Source organism: Sphingopyxis chilensis (assembly GCF_035930445.1).
GTDB lineage: Bacteria > Pseudomonadota > Alphaproteobacteria > Sphingomonadales > Sphingomonadaceae > Sphingopyxis > Sphingopyxis chilensis.
Genome location: NZ_CP142394.1, coordinates 1,035,284 through 1,054,420 on the forward strand (window position 1 = coordinate 1,035,284; position 19,137 = coordinate 1,054,420).

Genomic DNA, 19,137 nt, shown 5'->3' on the forward strand with positions numbered 1-19,137 from the left:
ATGAGAACAAATGTGGCACATAGTCTGGCATTGCGATGCTTCTGCCGTCGCTCTAGAGCTGGAAAGGGACGGTCATGGCCGGACAATTGTCACTCGTCGAATCGGGGAAATCAGTGAACAACACGGACAGGCAGAAGGCGCTCGACGCCGCGCTCGCGCAGATCGATCGCGCGTTCGGCAAGGGCTCGGTGATGAAATTGGGCTCGAAGGAAGCCATGCAGGTCGAGGCGATCTCGACCGGCTCGCTCGGCCTCGACATCGCGCTTGGCGTCGGCGGGCTGCCGCGCGGCCGCGTCATCGAAATCTACGGCCCCGAAAGCTCGGGCAAGACGACGCTCGCGCTGCATACGCTCGCCGAAGCGCAGAAGGGCGGCGGCACCGTCGCCTTCGTCGACGCCGAACATGCGCTCGACCCCGTCTATGCCCGCAAGCTCGGGGTGAACATCGACGAACTCATCGTGTCGCAGCCCGACACCGGCGAACAGGCGCTCGAAATCGTCGATACTCTTGTCCGGTCCAACGCGATCGACGTGCTCGTCGTCGACTCGGTCGCGGCGCTCGTTCCGCGCGCCGAAATCGAAGGCGAAATGGGCGACAGCCATGTCGGCCTGCAAGCGCGTCTGATGTCGCAGTCGCTGCGCAAGCTCACCGGCTCGATCAGCCGCTCGCGCTGCATGGTGATCTTCATCAACCAGCTGCGCATGAAGATCGGCGTGATGTACGGCAATCCCGAAACCACGACCGGCGGCAACGCGCTCAAATTCTACGCCTCGGTCCGTCTCGACATCCGCCGCACCGGCCAGATCAAGAATGGCGACGAGATCGTCGGCAACACGACGCGCGTGAAGGTGGTGAAGAACAAGGTCGCACCGCCGTTCAAGCAGGTCGAATTCGACATCATGTACGGGCAGGGCATTTCCAAGATCGGCGAGATCCTCGATCTGGGCGTCAAGGCCGGCATCGTCGAGAAATCGGGCGCCTGGTTCAGCTATGACTCGATCCGTATCGGGCAGGGCCGCGAAAATTCCAAAACCTTCCTCAAGGACAATCCCGAGTTGATGGAGCGGCTTGAAACCGCGATCCGCGGCCGGACCGAGGCGGTGGCCGAGGAAATGATGGCCGGCCCCGACGACGAGGGCGACGACGACAATTGATTGCCATCCGGCCGGTTCGCCTTGCTTGAACCGGCCGGCCGACGGCGGCGGGCCACCAGCCCCTTTGACCTGCACTCTCCCCCTCCCAAGCAGGTCGGCCCGCCCGCCGTTGATCCTTGCGCCGCTTCTGCCAGCGGCTACAAGCGGCGCATGCCCGCGATCCGCCTTTTCGGCTTGCCCACCGACATCAACAGCAGCTTCGAACGCGGCGCCGCCGCCGGCCCCGCGGCGATCCGCGCCGCCCTGTGGAGCGACCGCGGCAATATGGCGAGCGAGCTCGGCGTCGAAATCGGCACCGACATCGCCCTCACCGACGACGGCGACCTGCCGCTGACCGAAGACACGGCGCGCGACGATGCGGCGATCCGCCGCCACCTTGCCTATGTGCGCGAAGATGGAGACATTCCGCTCGCGCTCGGCGGGGACCACGCGGTCACTTTCCCGCTCGTCGAGGCGGCGGCCGCTTGCCACGGACCGGTGACGATCCTCCACTTCGACGCGCATCCCGACCTCTATGATGATTTCGCCGGCAATCCGCGCAGCCACGCCTCGCCCTTCGCGCGTATCTGCGAGGCCGGTCATGCGAAGCGGCTGGTGCAGGTCGGCATTCGCACCCTTAACCGTCATTGCCGCGAGCAGGCGGAGCGCTTCGGCGTCGAGATTGTGCCGATGGCCGGTTTCTCGCCCGACCGCGTCCCGGTGCTCGACGGCCCGCTCTATATATCGATCGACCTCGACGGGCTCGACCCGTCGGCAGCGCCCGGCGTCGCGCATCCCGAGCCGGGCGGCCTGACGGTTCGCGAACTGCTCGCCGTGCTGCACAAGCAGACCGCGCCGATTGTCGGGGCGGATATTGTCGAACTGCATCCCGGTCGCGATGTAGGCGATGTGACAGCCATTCTCGGCGCCAAACTCGTCCGCGAACTCGCGGCGCTGATCGACCGCAACGGCCCCTATCGCCCCTGATCCAAAGGAAAGTCCATGAACCTGATCGTCCACCATCTGAACAACAGCCGCTCGCAGCGCATCCTCTGGCTGCTCGAGGAAATCGGCGCGGCTTACGAAATCAAATATTACGACCGCGATCCCGTCACCAATCTCGCCCCGCCCGAATTGCTCGCGGTTCACCCGCTCGGCAAGTCGCCGGTGATCGAGGAGTTCAACGATTCCGTCTCCGGCGGCAAGGGCCGTGTGATCACCGAATCGGGCGCGATCACCGAATATCTGTGCGAACGCCACGGCGGCGGCCATCTGGTGCCGGAACGCGGCAGCGATGATTATATCACGCACCTCGAATGGCTGCATTTCGCCGAAGGCTCGGCGATGACGCCGATCCTCCTGCGCATCTATACCGCGCGCCTCGGCGAAGCGGCGGCCCCGCTCGAGCCGCGCATCGCGCAGCAACTCGACGCGCACTTCGCATATATGGAAAGCCGCGTCGGCGAGAGCGGTCATTTCATCGGCGACAGCCTGTCGGCCGCCGATATCATGCTCAGCTTCCCCGCCGAGATTGCGGTCATGCAGGGCATGGCGCCGCGCTACCCCAAACTGGCCTCATTTGTGAACGCCTGTCACGACCGCCCGGCATGGCAGCGCGCGCGGGAGAAGGGTGGCGCCTATTATGGCTATTGAGCCTGGAGGCCGCGCGCTGCTCGCCTCCGCGGCCTTGATGGCGGGGCTTCCGGCCGCTTTCGCCGCGCCGCTGACGCTCGCGCCCGAAGTGGAGCGTCAGATCGTCGCGCCCGAAGGGATGTCCTTTCAGCCGTCGGCATCCGACGAGGAGGGAGCGGTCGACCGGTTCGCCGAATATACGCTTGCACTGGCAAAGCGCGATTTCGCAGCGGCCTATGCGATGCTGCGCCTCTCGTTCCAGGCATCCAATCCGCGGCTCGAATGGGAAATGAACCAGCGCAAGCGGGGCACCTTGTGGGCCGACGGGCAAATCCGCCCGCTGCGCCTCAGCTGGTATATCGATCCCGCCGGGCAGCCGCCGGGTGTCTATGCCGCTTTCGACTTTCGCGGCGACCGCAAGGACGGGACGATGGACTGCGGCTACGTCGTTGTTCACCGCGCCGAGCCAGCCGCCGGCTGGACCGTCGTGCGCACCGACACGTCCGAAGTGCCGCCCGACCTGATCGAAGACGGCGTGCCGAAGGCCGATGTGTTGCGCCAACTGCCTTGCTACCTCGGCAAGGGCATTGCGACCGCCCTGTGATCCCAAGCGAAATTTGGGCTTGCCGGCGCGCGCGCGCCTGCGCACGATAGCGCGCAGGACGCGGCGCCGGGGGGCGATGCGCGAAGAGGTGGGGAACGGATTATGGCGACGATTTTCGTGGCGGCATTGCTTGCGGCGGCACCGGGCGCGCCCGAAATCAAGATCGAGGCGGTGCCCGGCCGCGGCTATGCCGCAACGGTTCCGCTCATCGACGAGAACCAATATACGCCGGTCATCGAGCGGATAAAGCTGATGGCGGCCGAGCGATGCGGCGGACAGAGCGTCCGGTTCGGGCGCTTCTTTTTCGACAATGAGATCGACGTCGACCGCGGCGTCACGATCATCAAGGACTTTCGCCAGGCCTTTTCCTGCTTCGATCCCGCCACCGATCCCTATAAGCCCGTGCCCGCGGACTGGAAGGCGAGCGCGGCCGAAACCGCGGGGGCGACCCAATATATGACGCGCTTTCTGGACAATCTCGACGCCGGGAACGGGCGCGCGCTGGCCGCGATGATGGACCCGCAGCTCGAGGCGACGACCGACGAGATGACCCGGTTCAGCCGCGAAGCGAAGATGCACCAGACGGGCAGCGGCCGTTTCACCGCCCGATTGGACGGCTGGCTCAACAATCCGCCCGACGCGGCCTATCCGGGCGCCTACGCACTGTTCGCCGTCATCAGCTCGCATCCCGGAATTGCCGGAACATGCGGCGGCGTGCTGCTCTATCGCGTCAACGATGGCAAATATCGGATCGCGCAATATGACGTGCGCTATGTTTCGCAGAAGCTGATCGACGAGGAGGGCATGAGCGACGAGGAACTCGATCGCCTTTGCCGTCGCTAGGCGGCAAGCGCCGCCGCGCGTATCGCGCTTGAGAAACGCGTCGTTCCGCACTAGATCGCGCGCATGACATCGACCAACGACATTCGCCGTTCGTTCCTCGACTATTTCGGGGGGACGGGCCACCATATCGAACCGTCGGCGCCGCTGGTGCCGTACAACGACCCGACGCTGATGTTCGTCAACGCGGGCATGGTGCCGTTCAAGAATGTCTTCACCGGGCTGGAGAAGCGCCCCTACAGCACCGCGGTATCGGCGCAGAAGTGCGTCCGCGCGGGTGGCAAGCACAATGATCTCGACAATGTCGGCTATACGGCGCGGCACCATACTTTCTTTGAAATGCTGGGGAATTTCTCCTTCGGCGACTATTTCAAGGAGCAGGCGATCCACCACGCCTGGACGCTGATCACCAAGACCTGGGGTTTGGCGCCCGAGAAGCTGACGGCGACCGTTTACCACACCGATGACGAGGCGTTCGACCTGTGGAAGAAGATCGCCGGCCTGCCCGACGAGCGCATCATCCGTATCGCGACGAGCGATAATTTCTGGTCGATGGGCGACACCGGCCCGTGCGGGCCGTGCAGCGAAATCTTCTATGACCATGGCGACCATATCTGGGGCGGCCCGCCGGGATCGCCGGAGGAAGACGGCGACCGCTTCGTCGAGATCTGGAACCTGGTGTTCATGCAATATGAGCAGCAGCCGGGTGGCGAGCGCGTCGATCTGCCGCGGCCGAGCATCGACACCGGCATGGGCCTGGAGCGCGTCGCGGCGGTGCTGCAGGGCGTCCACGACAATTATGACACCGACACCTTCAAGGCGCTGATCGCGGCGTCGGTCGACCTGACCGGGATTCCGGCCGAGGGCGCGACGCAGGCCAGCCACCGCGTGATCGCCGATCACCTGCGCGCATCGAGCTTCCTCGTCGCCGACGGCGTGCTGCCGTCGAACGAGGGGCGCGGTTATGTGCTGCGCCGGATCATGCGCCGCGCGATGCGCCACGCGCATCTGCTCGGCGCGAAAGACCCGCTGATGCACCGGCTGCTGCCGTCGCTGACCGCCGAGATGGGCGCCGCCTATCCCGAGCTGATCCGCGCGCAGCCGCTGATCGCCGAGACGCTCGAGCGCGAGGAAACGAAATTCCGCCAGACGCTCGACAAGGGGCTGAAGCTGCTCGACGAGGCGACCGCCGGCATGGGCAAGGGCGATACGCTGGCGGGCGAGGTCGCCTTCAAGCTCTATGACACCTTTGGCTTCCCCTACGACCTGACCGAGGATGCGCTGCGCGCGAATGATATCGCGGTCGACCGTGCGGGTTTCGACGCCGCGATGGCGCAGCAAAGGGCGGCGGCGCGCGCGGCGTGGAAGGGCAGCGGCGAAAAGGCGTCGGACGAAATCTGGTTCGACCTGGCCGAAACCAACGGCAGCACCGAATTCACCGGCTATACTTCGACCGCGGGCGAGGCGACGGTCATCGGCCTCGTCAAGGATGGCAAGCCGGTCGACGAGGTCCAGGCGGGCGACGCGGTGGTGGTGCTGACCAACCAGACGCCTTTCTATGGCGAGAGCGGCGGCCAGATGGGCGATGCGGGGACAATCGCGACGCTCGAAGGCGCGAAGGCGTCGGTGAGCGATACCGGCAAGCCGCTCGGCCGCCTGCACACGCATCAGGCGAAGCTGGAAGCGGGAACGCTGAAGGTCGGCGACACGGTGCAACTGACGGTCGATGCCGAACGCCGCGATCGCATCCGCGCCAATCACAGCGCGACGCACCTGCTGCACGCGGCGCTGCGGAATCGGCTCGGCGGGCATGTGACGCAGAAGGGCAGCCTCGTTGCCGAAGACCGTTTCCGTTTCGACTTCTCGCATCCCAAGGCGCTGACCGGGGAAGAAATTGCGCAGATAGAGGCGGATGTGAACGCGCAGATTCGCGGTAATGAAGCCGTGTCGACGCGGCTGATGACGCCCGACGATGCGGTCGCGGCGGGTGCGCTCGCGCTGTTCGGCGAGAAATATGGCGACGAGGTTCGCGTGCTCAGCATGGGCAAGGCGACCGACACGCATTATTCGGTCGAGCTGTGCGGCGGGACGCACGTCCGCGCTCTGGGCGACATCGCCCTGTTCAAGATCGTCAGCGAAAGCGCGGTCTCTTCGGGCGTGCGGCGCATCGAGGCGCTGACCGGCGAAGCGGCGCGCCAGTGGCTGAACGGCCGCGACGAAGCTTTGAAGACGGCCGCCGCGGCGCTCAAGACGTCGCCCGACGATGTGCCGGCGCGCGTCGCGGCGCTCGCCGACGCGCTCAAGAAGGCCGAGCGCGAGCTGGCCGATGCGAAGAAAGCGCTGGCGATGGGGGGCGGTGGCGGCGCCGCGAACGGCGCGCCGGCGGTCGAGCAGGTGGGTGATACCGCGTTCCTCGCGCAAGTCGTCGACGGGCTGGACCCCAAGGAACTGCGCGGAACGGTCGACGGCCTCAAGAAACAGGTCGGCAGCGGCGTCGCGATGCTGGTCGCGGTCAACGACGGACGCGCTTCGGTCGCGGTCGGGGTGACCGACGACAAGACCGGCAGCCATAGCGCGGTCGACCTGGTCAAGGCGGCGGTCGCGGCGCTTGGCGGGCAGGGCGGCGGCGGGCGACCCGACATGGCGCAGGGCGGCGGCCCCGACGGCGGCGCGGCGAACGACGCCGTCGCGGCGGTCAAAGCCGCGCTCGCCTGAAGCCGGCCGACTTGAAACCGACCAAGAAGACGCGGCGCACCGATCATGCCGAACGGCTGATCGCGGCGCCGCTGGTCGATGTGTTCGCGGCGTTCACGAGCGCCGACAAGCTGGCGCGCTGGTTGCCGCCCGAGGGGGCGACGGGAACGTTCGAGCATGTCGACTTGAGTGCAGGCGGGGGCTTTCTGATGCGGCTCACCTTCGATGACGCCGATGTCGAAACCAAAAGCGACGACGACAGCGATGTCGTCGAGGTCTATATCCCGACGCTCGATGACGGGCGGCTGATCGTCTGGGAGGTCGAATTCGAATCCGACGACCCGCGCTTTTCGGGGACGATGGCGATGCACTGGTATCTGTCGCGGCAGGGTGGCGGCACGCTGGTGACGATCGACGCGCACCATGTGCCGCCGGGAATTTCGGCGAAAGATCACCTCGAGGGATTGAACAGCTCGCTGGCCAATCTGGCGGCGCTGGTGGAAAGTCGCGCGTAATCAAAGCGGCGTGTCCCCGCGAAGGCGGGGACCCATCTCCTGCCGGTTCAAATTGGCACCGACCGGTGATGGGCACCCGCCTTCGCGCGTGCACAGGCTCTGTGTGTTGGCGAACCGATCAGCTCTCCACCCCCTTCGCTTTCCCCCACGCCCGCGCGGCGGTGTAGCCCAGATAGCCCGTGCCGAAGAGCGCGTAGAGCGGCTCCGGGATTCCGGCGAGATAGGCGTTCATGCCATCGGCGATGCCCTTCGCCATCTCGGGCCGCGCGGCGGCGATCAGCCCCATCGGGATCGCCCAGAGCAAGAGCGCGTACATGACATAGAGGAAGCTCGGCCGCGCGCGGCTGGTCCACGGGTCGGCGCTGTTCGCCTCGGCGACGATCGCGGTCATCCGGGTGCGGATCGCTTCCATTTCCTGGCTTCCTTCCATTTTCAGCAGTTCGAGCTTGGCGCGGTCGCGCGCCTCGGGGTCGGGGATGATCTTGTCGATCAGCTTGGCGATGGGGCCGATCAGGCCTTCGATGATGCTCATACTCGCATGTCCTTTTGCTGGAAGTTGTCAAAGTTCACGATACGTCCCGGTACAATGATACCCGTCACCCCTCTCCGACGCGGTTTGCGAGCCAGCCGTAGAGAAAGGCCTCCTGGCTCGGGCGGCGTTCGGCGAGCGCGATGTAGCGTTCGCCCTGCAACGCCTCCATCGCGCGGAGGAGGACGGTTTCACCGCTCTTGCCGCGCGCTTTCAGAAAGCCGTCGAGCGCCGACAGCGTGCGCGGGCCGATGTCGCGGTCGACCGCGATGTCGGGATAGTCGCGCGCGGCGCGGTTGAGCGCGTTGAGCGCGCGTTGGAGAAAACCCGCCGCGGTGCCCGTGCCCATGTTGACGCCGGTGTCGAACAGTTCGGCGGCGATCTGCGGCGCGCGCAGCGCGACCCGGTCGAAACCGGGGCGCAGCCAATAGAGGCGGCGATAGATCGATGCCGCCTCGGCGCGCGGCAGGTCGCGCATGCTGCCCGCATAGCCTTCGGCCCGTGCGACGGCCTGGGTGATCCCCCAGCAAGTGGGGCCGCCGCGGTCGGCGGGGTGGTTTACATATCGGCCTTCGCGGTCGATGACGGCGTCGATCAACGCGTCGGCGTCGCTGGCGAGTGGGTCGGGTCGTGGCATGATTCGCTCCTTATGGTTGGTTGAACGGTTAAAACGAACCATATTGGAATATTGTAGGAAAGGCTTTTCGCGATGCGGGCGTTGCAGGTGCGTGAATTGCGCGCCGGTCATGGCGGTGCGGGGCTGGCCGATCTGCCGGTGCCGGTCCCGGGTTCCGGCGAAGTGCGCGTGCGCGTGCGTGCGGCGGCGGTGAATTTCCCCGACCTTCTGATGACGTCCGGCGGATATCAGCTGAAACCGGGGCTTCCTTTCGTGTCGGGGCTGGAGTTCGCCGGAGAGGTCGACGCGGTGGGTGAGGGGGTGGCGGGCTGGACGGCGGGCGACAAGGTCGTCGGCGGGAATCGCTTTGGCGCGATGGCGGAATATGCCGTCGTTCCCGCGAGCGCGCTGCGAGCGAAACCCGACGGCCTGAGCTGGGACGAGGCCGCCGCCTATCCGGTCGCCTATCTGACCGCCCATGTCGCGCTCGTCCGCTGTGCGCGAATCGAACCCGGCGAGTGGCTGCTCGTCCATGGTGCGGCGGGCGGCGTCGGGCTGGCGACGGTCGATCTGGCAAAGGCGCTGGGCGCGCGCGTGATCGCGGCGGCGGGCAGCGCCGAAAAGCGCGATGCGATCGCGCGGCTCTATGCGCCCGACGCGGTGATTGCGGCCGAGCCGGGCTTTCGCGAGGCGGTGAAGACGCTGACCGGCGGCAAGGGCGCCGATGTGATCTTCGATCCCGTCGGCGGCGATATATTCGACGAATCGACACGCTGTATCGGTTTCGGCGGACGCCTGCTCGTCGTCGGCTTTGCCTCGGGCCGGATACCCGAAGTGTCGGTGAACATGCCGCTGATCAAGGGATTCTCGGTCGTCGGGGTGCGCGCGGGCGAATATGGCCGCCGCTTTCCCGAACGAGGCGCGGAGAATGTCGCCGCGATCGATGCGCTGGCCGCCGCGGGCAGGATCCGGCCGCACGTCCATGCCTCGCTCGACCTTGCCGACTGGCGCGAAGGCTTTGCGATGCTCGAGCGCCGCGAGGTGGTGGGGAAGGTCGTGCTGCGGCCGTGACGCCTCTTATATTGGGATAATTTTGCGACATCGTGCCGCCATGCCCGCGCCGGGGTGCCCGGCGAGTTCGCCGAACCATCTGAGAGGATATGACGTGAAGACAGCTATTTTGATTGCCGCCTCGGTCGCGCTTTCGCTGCCGACGCTTGCCGCGGCGCAACAGCCGAAGGACGGCGGACGGATGTTCGCGATGGTCGACGCCAATGGCGACGGCAAGCTCGACAGGGCCGAAGTCACCAGCATGATGGAAAAGCGCGCCGAGCGACGCGGCGACGCGAGCCTGAAGAGCCCGGAAAAGATCGACGCCTTCATCAAGCGCGCCGATGCCAACGGCGACGGCGCGGTGGACAAGGCCGAACTGGCGGCGATGCGCAAGGCGCGCGCCGCACCGCCGGCGCCGGCTGAGTAACCGGGGACGCGGCCGGGCTGGACGGGCCCGGCCGCGGATTCGCGGCGCGTTCAGCCGGCGGCGATCCGGATCGCCTGGACAAGGAAGGTCGCGCCGATGATCGTGACGAGCCAGCGGCGGCTCGCGCGGAAATGCGCCTCGCTGATGCGGTCGAGGATCGCGGCGCCGACCATGATGCCCGCCATCGACGCGAGCACCGCGATCACGGTGACGCTCAGAGGGACGATGTCGCGCGCCTGGGCGCCGAGCAGCAGCGCGCCGTAGACGAAAATTTTCGACGCGTGGCCGATCGCCTGCATCACCGCCTTGGTTGCCACAACCTGATGCCGGTTCAGCTTGCTATGGATGAAGAGCAGGTCGGTCACCGGGCCCGAAACACCCGAAACGAGCGCAAGACCGGTCGAGACGAAGCCGCCGCCGATCGCGTGCCAGCGATTGGTCGCGTCGAGCGCCAGCCAGCGTTCGGGCAGCCAGACGAGGATCGGCAGCAGGCCGAGGCCAAGAAAGACGTAGAATTTGGTTGGGGTGAGGACCAGCAGCGAGAAGAAGCCGATAGCCGCCGCTGCGCCGATCCCGAACCATGCGAGGACGGGCCAGGCGACGTGTGCGCGGTGCCATGTGGCGCGCCAGACATTCGACGCGAACTGGATGACGCCATGGAGCGCGAGCGCGGTGGTCGCGGGCAGCATCCATGCGAGCACCCCCATGAATAGGAGCCCGCCCGCCATGCCGAAAATGCCCGAGAGGATGGAAGTAAGGAATGCGGCGGCAACGATCAAAAGGCCTGCCTGCATATCCTTGCGCTTTCCGTTGGTGCGCGGCACCGCGCGTCGATGGCATTGCGGCGCAGCGCGGCGCCGGGGCCCCTTGGCGCGCAATCCTGTCAGGATGCTGTCGATTGTCAGGTAAAATTGGTCGGGACGAGAGGATTCGAACCTCCGACCCCCACACCCCCAGTGTGATGCGCTACCAGGCTGCGCTACGTCCCGACCGGCCCGATTGGGCAGGCGAGGCCCCTAGCGCGCCTTGGCGGGGGATGCAAGGCTCTCCTGAGCAAAGTCGAAGCAGGGGGATGGTTGCTTTACGGCCGATTGACGCCGCGGGCTTGATCTTGCGGTCCGGAACCCCATTTCGGCCGCGCTTGCCATGGGGGAGGGGCGCGCACGACCGGTTGCGCGCACGGCCCCTGCATGATAGGCGCCGCGCCATATTTGCGCGCTCGCTCCGGAGGGGATCGGGCGCTGCCTGTAACGAAAGTTCTTCATCCATGTCGACGCAATTGCTTCTGACCCAGGCGGCCGGATCGGGCGGCGGGGCTGCCGGTTTCCTGATGCTGGTCCCCTATCTGCTGATCTTTGCGGTGTTCTGGTTCTTCCTGATCCGCCCGCAGCAGGTGCGCGCGAAGGAACATCGCGCCAAGGTCGCGGCGGTGAAGCCGCGAGATCAGGTGGTGACCGGCGGCGGCATCGTCGGCAAGATCACGCGCGTCGATGATGATTTCGTCGATGTCGAAATCGCACAGGGCGTCAAGATCAAGGTCGTGAAGTCGACCCTCGCCGACGTTCTGCAGCCCGGTGGCAAGCCCGCCAACGACTGACGCGGCGGGGCCGGCTCTCTCTGCGGCCTCCGCTCTTGCTATCGGATTTCTAGACCATGCTCGATTTCCCGCGCTGGAAGACCATCGGCATCAGCATCATCCTGCTGCTCGGTATTCTCTTCTCTATTCCCAGTTTCCTGCCCACCAAGACGTTCGAGAGCCTGCCGGGCTTTGCGCAGGCGAAGGTCAATCTGGGGCTGGACCTGGCCGGCGGCAGCCACTTGCTGCTCGAGGCCGACATCGCCGACCTGCGCAAGACGCAGCTCACCAACATGGAAAAGACGGTGCGCACCGCGATGCGCGGCGACAGCGGTCCCGACGACGATATCGCGATCGGCGAACTGTCGACGGCGGGCGGCAAGATCAGCTTCCTCGTCCGCGACCAGGCGCAGCTCGACGAAGCGCGCGAGCGACTGTTCAGCGAGACGCAGGGCGCGGGGCTGACCGGGCAGCGCGACTGGAACATCAATGTCGTCGATTCGCAGCGGATCGAGATGACCCCGACGAGCGCCGGACAGTCGCAGGCGGTCGCGAACGCGATGGATACCGCGCGCGACATCATCGACAAGCGCGTCAATGCCCTCGGTACGCGCGAACCGACGATCATCCGCGAAGGCGACGACCGCGTCGTCGTGCAGGTTCCGGGGCTTCAGGACCCCGCCGCGCTCAAGGAATTGATCGGCAAGACCGCGCGGCTCGAATTTCGCATGGTCGACACCAACGCCGACCCGGCCGAAGCCGCCGCGGGCCGCGTGCCGGTGGGCAGCGAGATCGTCCCCTATGCCGAGGGCGAGGGCAATGGCGCGGCTTTCGAAGTGCTCCGCCGCCAGGTGATGATCAGCGGCGAACAGCTGATCAACGCGCAGCAAAGCTATGACCCGCAGAGCAATCAGCCGGTCGTGTCGATCCGCTTCGATTCGGGCGGGTCGAGCACCTTTGCCAAGGTGACCGCGCAGAATGTCGGCAAACGATTCGCCATGGTGCTCGACGGCAAGGTGCTGTCGGCGCCGTCGATCAACGAGCCGATCCTGGGCGGCAGCGCGCAGATTTCGGGTAGCTTCAGCGTCGCGAGCGCCAATGCGCTGGCGATCTCGCTGCGTTCGGGCGCTTTGCCGGTGAAGATGACCGTGGTCGAGGAGCGCACCGTTTCGCCCGAGCTCGGTCAGGATTCGATCGAAAAGGGCGTGCTGGCGGGGATCATCGCGACGGTCTCCGTGCTGACGCTGATGCTCGTCGTCTATGGCCGTTTCGGCGTCTATGCGAACCTTGCGCTGATCTTCAACGTCTTCCTGATCATCGCGATCATGGCCGCGTTCAACGCGACGCTGACCCTTCCCGGCATCGCCGGCTTCGTGCTCACCGTCGGCGCGGCGGTCGACGCGAACGTGCTGATCAACGAGCGCATTCGCGAAGAACTGAAACGCGGGCGGCGGCCGTTCCAGGCGGTCGAGCTCGGCTATACCGAGGCAAGCCGCGCGATTTTCGACGCGAACGTCACCAATGTCATCGCCGCGGGGCTGATGTTCTGGTTCGGTTCGGGCCCGATCAAGGGCTTTGCGGTGGTGCTGACCATCGGCATCGTCACCAGCGTCTTCACCGCCGTCACCGTCACGCGCATGTTCGTCGCCCACTGGCTGCGAACCAATCGCCCGACGACGATCAATATCTAAAGGAGGGACCGAAAGATGCGCCTGCTCAAACTCGTCCCCGACGACACCAATTATGATTTCCTGAAGTGGCGCAAGTTCGCCTCTTTCATGAGCTTTTTCCTGGTCGTGATTTCGATCGCGCTGGTCGCGGTAAAGGGGCTGAACCTCGGCATCGACTTCGTCGGCGGCCAGTCGGTTCGCGTCGAATTCACCCAAACGATGCCGCCGATCGAGGATATCCGCGAAGCCGTGGGCGAGATCGGCGTCGGCGAGGCGACGATCCAGCAATTCGGGTCGGACCGTGCGGTGTCGATCCGCACGGCGCTTCCCGATGGCGACAAGGCCGCCGCCGAGCGTGCGGGGCAGCAGCTTGTGGCGGGCATCAAAAAGGCTTTTCCGACCGCGAAGACCGGATCGGTCGAAACCGTGTCGGGCAAAGTGTCCGAAGAGCTGCTGCGCACCGGCGCGATCAGCCTCGCGCTCGCGATGCTCGGCATCTCGATCTATATCTGGATCCGCTTCGAATGGCAGTTCGGCGTCGGCGCGCTCGGCCGCCTGTTCCACGAAGTCGCGCTGACCTTCGGCTTTTTCGCGGTGACGCAGATCCAGTTCGACCTCAACAGCGTCGCGGCGCTGCTGACGATTGTCGGTTATTCGCTCAACGACACGATCGTGGTTTATGACCGCATTCGCGAGAATCTGAAAAAATATCGCAAGATGGACATTGTCCCGCTGCTCAACCTCAGCATCAACGAGACGCTGGCGCGGACCGTGATGACCAGCGTGTCGATCCTGCTCGCGCTCGGCGTGCTGCTGGTGATGGGCCCCGACGTCATTTTCGGCTTTACCGCCGCGATGCTGTTCGGCGTGTTCGTCGGCACCTATTCGTCGATCCTGATGTCGACCCCGGTTCTCGTGTGGCTGAAGGTCGGCCCGCACAGTTTCGTGCCGCGCGTCTCGGCCGCGACCGAGGGCGGCGAACGGGTCGAGCGCAAGGACGACGGCGCGGTCGTCTGAGGCCCGATATCGGAAAAACCGGCGCCGGTCCGCTGTTCGAGCGGGCCGGCGTTGTCGTATCTAGCGCCCCGCGCAGCGCCGCAGATGGTCGGCGAGTTCGCGTCCGTTGCGATCCCAGTCGAAGCGTCCGCCGAGGCTGGCCGCCACGCCGGACGGCGCGGGAGGATCCGCGATTACGGCTCGCACCGCGTCGGCGATCGCTTCGGGCGTGCGGGCGACGATGCGGCCCGCTACGGGCGAGGTGACGAGTTCGGCGGCACCGCCCGCGTCGCTGATCACGATCGGCGTGCCGCAGGCGAGCGCCTCGACCCACGCATTGGCGAGGCCTTCACTGACCGAAGGCATAACGACGACGTCGGCCGCGCGATAGAGTTGCGGCAGGTCGGCGTTGGCGACGGAACCCAGAAAATGGACGCGGGGTTCGACGCCGAGGTCGCGCGCGCGCGCGCGGTAGCGGGCTTCCTCTTCGCCGGCCCCGGCGATCCAGTAATGGATGCCCGGCAGCGCGGGCAGGGCGTCGATCACCAGCGCCTGTCCCTTGCGCGCGATGAGCGCGCCGACCGTCAGGATCGCGGGGGCGCCCCCCATGCCGAGCGCGGCGCGCGCCGCAGCGCGGTCGCCGGGGTGAAAGCGTGCGGTGTCGATCCCCGTATAATGGACGGCGACCTTGGCCGGATCGATGCCGATGGCGGCCATATCGCAGCGCATCGCGTCGGAGACGGCAAGCAGGCCCGCGGCTTTCGCGCCGGCTTCGATCACTTGCGACCGTGTCGCGGGATCATGGCCGAAATGGCTGATGTCGGCGCCGCGGGCCTTGACCGAAAAGGGGAGGCCGAGGGCATCGGCGACGCGCATCGCCGCGGGGCCGTCGGGATAGAAGAATTGCGCGTCGACGACGTCGAACGGGCGATCGTGCACGGCGGTAAGGACAGCGCGCGCGACCGCTGCCGGGTTGAAGCGCGCGCCGTAGCGCGGGATCAAGGTGAAGCGCGGGCGCAGGACGGTGAGGCCGTTCCGTTGCTCGGCCGGCGGCAGATCGCGAAGCGCGCGGTAGCGCCGGTGAAGCGACAGCGGAAAGGGGGGCAGGCCGACCGGGGCGACGATCGTGAGGTCGATCCCGGGCTCTGCGGCGAGCGCGCGAAGGCTCTTCTCGACGAACAGGCCGAAGTTGGGGCGCGCGGCGTCGGGGAAGAGGGTTGCGATGCTGAGGACGCGGAGGGGGGGCATCCGATCAACCCCGGGCGTCATTGCGAGCGAAGCGAAGCAATCCAGGGTTTGCGTTAACCGCCCTGGATTGCTTCGCTTCGCTCGCAATGACGAATCCCGCCATGTGGTGGGTCATGGGTTTACAGCGACCGGAGCAAGCGGACGGCGACCGCGGCCCAAGGCGGGTTGCTCACGACCTGCTGGCGCTGGCTGGTGCCGAGCGGGAGCAGGTGCAGCTTTTGGCCATCGACGTTGAGCAGGCGGGCAAAGAAGAAGCGGCCGGCGGGGCGAGGGACGAGCAGGTCGCGATTGAGCGCGCTGGCCCAGTCGCCCTCGATCCGGCGGCACCAGATTTCATCACCCGCGCGATAGTCGCCGATCGACGAGGTGACGCGCACCGCGACCATATCCTCGCCCGGACGCGCGGTGAGCGCCTGTTCGATGCGTGTCGGCGCCTGCGCGCCCTCGGCACCGAGCAGCGCGGTGATCGTGAGCTGCGTGTCCTGCGGCAGCTGGACGAGTTCGGCGGCATCGACGCCGAGCGCGGCGGCGATGCGGTTCATCCAGCCGAGCGACAGCGTGCGCGTGCCGGTTTCGAGCCGGCCGATCGTCTGCGCGGTGGTCGGCGGAACGCAGCGCTGGCCGACTTCCTCGAGCGTCAGGCCCTTGGCACGGCGGACGGAACGAATGCTGTTGATCATATGGCCGACCCTTGAATAACCAAATCGGTTTCTTCTTTCCTACAAAATAATCCAGTGTCAAGCCCGGCGTGTAGCAAAGGAGAATCGCATGACCGCACGCCGCCTCGAAACGCGCATCCACCCCGACGACCGGATCGATCCCGGCAAGACGGGGCCGCAGGTGATGCGGCATGTGACGGTGAATGTCGGCGAAAGCCCGATCGGCTGGCTGGCGTCACGCGGGATGCTCACCCCCGCGCAACTGGGCGCGGGCGAGCGGTTGCGCGCCGATTACGAGCGCGCGGGCCTGTCGTCGCGCGTGACGATGCGCTGGGACGCCGCGCCGCCCGGAAAGAGCCGGGGCGGTGCCCGCGCGACGCGCACCGGCGCTTTCACGCGGCGCTCGATGCGGTGGGGCCGGGGCTGGCCGATATTTGCTGGCGCGTGATTTGCGCGGGGGAGGGGATTGGCGGCGCAGAGAAAGGGCTGGGGTGGCCGGCGCGGTCGGGCAAGCTGGTGTTGGGGCTGGCGCTCGACCGGCTGGCGCGCTTTTACGGGACGGGGTGATGAGAATGGCGGGTTGCGACCGATTGCTGACGTCGCAAATTCCGCTATTCTCAACAAATGGCGGAATGTTCACAAGTCATCTATGTCGCGGACGGTTGGATAACGGAAGCAATTGCGAACCAAGCGGTCGAAAAGGGCGAGGCAATTGATAGCGAGTTTTCGTTGATCCTCGACGCTTTGATGTCAGATGCACCTGCAAAGGGGTGGGCAGTCCTTAAGGCGATCTCTCAAGATCGGCGGGTAAGCGCTGTAGATGACGTGTTCGGCATGGGGCCTCTCAGTTCATTCATATTGCATCACGGCATGGACTTTCGGAAGGCCATCCACGAGTTCTGGAACATGCATCAAGGGTTTCAAGAGCAATACAAGATGGTTGTGTTCTGTGATCTCGCGGAAGCAATAATCTCTCCCGACAATATTGCTGGCAACCGATAGGTCGCGAGGCCGTCCCAGCTTCCGCTTCCCACCCCAAAGTAGACGGTAGGGGGGCGATTATCCCAGCGCTTCGACCTCTTCTGCCAGTTCCAGCCAGCGGTCTTCCGCCGCCGCCTTTTCCTCGCGCAGCGTTTCGAGTTTCGCCGTCAGTGCGCTAAATCGCGCGTTGTCGCGCGTGAAGAGGCTGCCGTCGGATAATTCGCTCTCGATCCCCGCCATTTCCTTTTCGATCGCCTCGATCCGGCTCGGCAGGAGGTCGTAGTCGCGCTGATCCTTGTAGCTCAATTTCTTGCGCGCGGTTGGCGGCGGCGGGGCTGCGGCGGTCGCGGCCTTGGCTTTGACGCTGTTCGGCTTGACCCGCTTCGCTTCCCAATCGGCGTAACCCCCGGCCACGATATCGACCTTGCCCGATCCGTCGAGGCCGAGCGTCACGGTGACGGTGCGGTCGAGGAAGTCGCGGTCGTGGCTGACGAGCAGCACGGTGCCGGCATAGTCGGCGATCACTTCCTGCAACAGGTCGAGCGTTTCGAGGTCAAGGTCGTTGGTCGGTTCGTCGAGGACGAGCAGGTTCGATTCGCGGGCGAATTCGCGCGCGAGCAACAGCCGCGATCGTTCGCCGCCCGACAGCGCGCCAACGCTCGCTTCCATGACGCCGGGGTCGAAGAGGAATTCCTTGAGATAGCCCTGAATATGCTTTTTGACGCCGCGCACCTCGACCCAGTCGCCGCCGTCGGCGAGGATGTCGCGGACGGTCTTGTCGGGCGACATCAGGCTGCGCTGCTGGTCGATGATGATGCCGTCGAGCGTCGGGGCGAGGGTGATGCTGCCCTCGTCGGGCTCGATCTCGCCGGTGAGCAGCTTGAGCAGGGTCGACTTGCCCGCGCCGTTCGCGCCGACGATGCCGATGCGGTCGCCGCGCTGAACGCGGAAATCGAAATTCTTGATGATCGTGCGGTCGCCGAAGCTTTTCGACACACCCTCGGCAACGATGACGGACTTCGAGCGGACGTCGTCGTTGGCAAGGCCGAGCTTGGCGACGCCGGGGCCCCCGATCATTGCGGCGCGGGTGGCGCGCATTTCCTTGAGCTTCTCGAGCCGCCCCTGATTGCGCTTGCGGCGCGCGGTGACGCCGCGTTCGAGCCAGTGGGCCTCGAGCCGCAATTTCGAATCGAGGCGCTGCGCGGCGCGGGCTTCTTCGGCGGCGACGGCGTCGCTCCATTCCTCGAAGCCGCCGAAGCCGATTTCCTTGCGGCGGATGCTGCCGCGGTCGAGCCACAAAGTCTGGCGCGTGAGGCGGGTGAGGAAGGTGCGGTCGTGGCTGATCGCGACGAAGGCGCCGGTGTAGCGCGCGAGCCAGGATTCGAGCCAGTCGATCGCGGCGAGGTCGAGGTGGTTGGTCGGTTCGTCGAGCAGCAGCACGTCGGGGTTTTGCGCGAGCGCGCGGGCCAGCGCGGCGCGGCGGCGCTCGCCGCCCGAGGCGCTGGCGGCGGTGCGGCTCATGTCGATGCCGAGCTGGTCGGCGATCGCGGCGACCTCATATTCCTCGGGCGCATTGGGCGCGGCAATCGCGAAATCCATCAGCGTCGCGAAGGGGCGGAAATCGGGTTCCTGTTCGAGCATCACGACATGCGTGCCGGGAACGATCACGCGCTTGCCCTTGTCGGGATCGATGCGGCCGGCGAGCAGTTTGAGCAAGGTCGTCTTGCCCGCGCCGTTGCGGCCGATCAGCGCCAGCCGGTCGCGTTCGCCGACATAGATGTCGAGGTCCTGGAACAGCCAGCCGCTGCCTTGGACGAGGCCGAGGCCTTCATAGGAGAGAATGGGAGCAGCCATGATGAACGGCGCGCTACTGCGGCGTTCAGCATCATGCAAGCGCCGTCCGCGCAAAGGCCGGAACGGGTCTGCTCCGTCTGCGTTACGGGGCAGAGATAACAATGGACCGC

At 66.0% G+C, this 19,137-nt stretch carries 19 protein-coding genes, 1 tRNA gene and 1 pseudogene; 14 read left to right on the forward strand and 7 right to left on the reverse strand.

The genetic code is table 11. The features are described 5' to 3' along the window. Positions 1 to 74 precede the first annotated feature (74 nt). From recA to VSX79_RS04615, 7 genes are all read left to right on the forward strand, one after another. Complete coding sequence (gene recA / locus VSX79_RS04585; RefSeq protein ID WP_037518780.1) at positions 75 to 1,154, forward strand: recombinase RecA; 1,080 nt, start codon at positions 75 to 77, stop codon at positions 1,152 to 1,154. 150 nt (positions 1,155 to 1,304) lie between these two features. Continuing rightward, the gene (speB, locus tag VSX79_RS04590) at positions 1,305 to 2,120 is read left to right on the forward strand and encodes an agmatinase (protein WP_179499187.1); all 816 of its coding nucleotides are present in this window, start codon (positions 1,305 to 1,307) and stop codon (positions 2,118 to 2,120) included. Positions 2,121 to 2,135: 15 nt separating this feature from the next. Then, positions 2,136 to 2,786, forward strand: coding sequence for a glutathione S-transferase family protein (locus VSX79_RS04595; protein ID WP_179499188.1), 651 nt, complete (start codon positions 2,136 to 2,138; stop codon positions 2,784 to 2,786). Beyond that, a complete protein-coding gene (locus VSX79_RS04600) occupies positions 2,776 to 3,369 on the forward strand; it encodes a hypothetical protein (protein WP_179499189.1) in 594 nt (197 codons plus the stop codon). The genes VSX79_RS04595 and VSX79_RS04600 overlap by 11 nt, the downstream gene beginning before the upstream one ends. A 102-nt stretch (positions 3,370 to 3,471) precedes the next feature. Further along, positions 3,472 to 4,212, forward strand: coding sequence for a hypothetical protein (locus VSX79_RS04605; RefSeq protein ID WP_326914563.1), 741 nt, complete (start codon positions 3,472 to 3,474; stop codon positions 4,210 to 4,212). Between the two features lie 63 nt (positions 4,213 to 4,275). Next, positions 4,276 to 6,924, forward strand: coding sequence for an alanine--tRNA ligase (alaS, locus tag VSX79_RS04610; protein ID WP_326914564.1), 2,649 nt, complete (start codon positions 4,276 to 4,278; stop codon positions 6,922 to 6,924). Positions 6,925 to 6,935: 11 nt separating this feature from the next. Continuing rightward, complete coding sequence (locus tag VSX79_RS04615; protein WP_326914565.1) at positions 6,936 to 7,418, forward strand: SRPBCC family protein; 483 nt, start codon at positions 6,936 to 6,938, stop codon at positions 7,416 to 7,418. Positions 7,419 to 7,536: 118 nt separating this feature from the next. Here VSX79_RS04615 and VSX79_RS04620 read toward each other — a convergent pair whose 3' ends face one another. Continuing rightward, positions 7,537 to 7,950 (reverse strand): holin family protein, encoded by a 414-nt coding sequence (locus VSX79_RS04620; protein ID WP_326914566.1) that lies wholly within the window; start codon positions 7,948 to 7,950, stop codon positions 7,537 to 7,539. Between the two features lie 64 nt (positions 7,951 to 8,014). Then, positions 8,015 to 8,584, reverse strand: a complete 570-nt coding sequence (locus tag VSX79_RS04625) for a glycoside hydrolase family 108 protein (RefSeq protein WP_326914567.1) — start codon at positions 8,582 to 8,584, stop codon at positions 8,015 to 8,017. Between the two features lie 72 nt (positions 8,585 to 8,656). Here VSX79_RS04625 and VSX79_RS04630 point away from each other — a divergent pair, with 72 nt between their 5' ends. Together VSX79_RS04630 and VSX79_RS04635 are read left to right on the forward strand one after the other, a co-directional pair. After that, complete coding sequence (locus VSX79_RS04630; protein ID WP_326914568.1) at positions 8,657 to 9,634, forward strand: NADPH:quinone oxidoreductase family protein; 978 nt, start codon at positions 8,657 to 8,659, stop codon at positions 9,632 to 9,634. Positions 9,635 to 9,728: 94 nt separating this feature from the next. After that, on the forward strand, positions 9,729 to 10,043 hold the full coding sequence (locus tag VSX79_RS04635) for an EF-hand domain-containing protein (protein ID WP_179499196.1): 315 nt from the start codon (positions 9,729 to 9,731) through the stop codon (positions 10,041 to 10,043). Between the two features lie 50 nt (positions 10,044 to 10,093). On the opposite strand, the gene VSX79_RS04640 is transcribed toward VSX79_RS04635, so the two are convergent. Beyond that, a complete protein-coding gene (locus VSX79_RS04640; protein WP_179499197.1) occupies positions 10,094 to 10,837 on the reverse strand; it encodes a sulfite exporter TauE/SafE family protein in 744 nt (247 codons plus the stop codon). Between the two features lie 118 nt (positions 10,838 to 10,955). Then, a tRNA-Pro gene (locus VSX79_RS04645) sits at positions 10,956 to 11,032 on the reverse strand. A gap of 278 nt (positions 11,033 to 11,310) precedes the next feature. Here VSX79_RS04645 and yajC point away from each other — a divergent pair. The 3 genes from yajC to secF are packed head-to-tail and all read left to right on the forward strand — an operon-like array spanning position 11,311 to position 14,306. Continuing rightward, entirely contained in the window at positions 11,311 to 11,640 is a 330-nt protein-coding gene (yajC, locus tag VSX79_RS04650) for a preprotein translocase subunit YajC (RefSeq protein ID WP_052182143.1), read from the forward strand. A 56-nt stretch (positions 11,641 to 11,696) separates the two neighbouring features. Further along, a complete protein-coding gene (secD, locus tag VSX79_RS04655; RefSeq protein WP_326914569.1) occupies positions 11,697 to 13,310 on the forward strand; it encodes a protein translocase subunit SecD in 1,614 nt (537 codons plus the stop codon). A gap of 15 nt (positions 13,311 to 13,325) precedes the next feature. Continuing rightward, positions 13,326 to 14,306, forward strand: a complete 981-nt coding sequence (secF, locus tag VSX79_RS04660; RefSeq protein ID WP_326914570.1) for a protein translocase subunit SecF — start codon at positions 13,326 to 13,328, stop codon at positions 14,304 to 14,306. Between the two features lie 60 nt (positions 14,307 to 14,366). On the opposite strand, the gene VSX79_RS04665 is transcribed toward secF, so the two are convergent. Both VSX79_RS04665 and VSX79_RS04670 read right to left on the reverse strand, forming a co-directional pair. Then, the gene (locus tag VSX79_RS04665) at positions 14,367 to 15,533 is read right to left on the reverse strand and encodes a glycosyltransferase (protein ID WP_326914571.1); all 1,167 of its coding nucleotides are present in this window, start codon (positions 15,531 to 15,533) and stop codon (positions 14,367 to 14,369) included. 119 nt (positions 15,534 to 15,652) lie between these two features. Then, a complete protein-coding gene (locus tag VSX79_RS04670; protein WP_326914572.1) occupies positions 15,653 to 16,213 on the reverse strand; it encodes a helix-turn-helix domain-containing protein in 561 nt (186 codons plus the stop codon). A 223-nt stretch (positions 16,214 to 16,436) separates the two neighbouring features. Here VSX79_RS04670 and VSX79_RS04675 point away from each other — a divergent pair. Both VSX79_RS04675 and VSX79_RS04680 read left to right on the forward strand, forming a co-directional pair. Then, a pseudogene (locus tag VSX79_RS04675) lies at positions 16,437 to 16,759 on the forward strand (DUF6456 domain-containing protein). A 57-nt stretch (positions 16,760 to 16,816) separates the two neighbouring features. After that, positions 16,817 to 17,194 carry a hypothetical protein gene (locus VSX79_RS04680; protein WP_326914573.1) on the forward strand — a complete coding sequence of 126 codons (378 nt, stop codon included), beginning with the start codon at positions 16,817 to 16,819 and terminating at the stop codon, positions 17,192 to 17,194. Between the two features lie 57 nt (positions 17,195 to 17,251). On the opposite strand, the gene VSX79_RS04685 is transcribed toward VSX79_RS04680, so the two are convergent. After that, positions 17,252 to 19,027 carry an ABC-F family ATP-binding cassette domain-containing protein gene (locus VSX79_RS04685; protein ID WP_326914574.1) on the reverse strand — a complete coding sequence of 592 codons (1,776 nt, stop codon included), beginning with the start codon at positions 19,025 to 19,027 and terminating at the stop codon, positions 17,252 to 17,254. Positions 19,028 to 19,137: the final 110 nt, after the last annotated feature.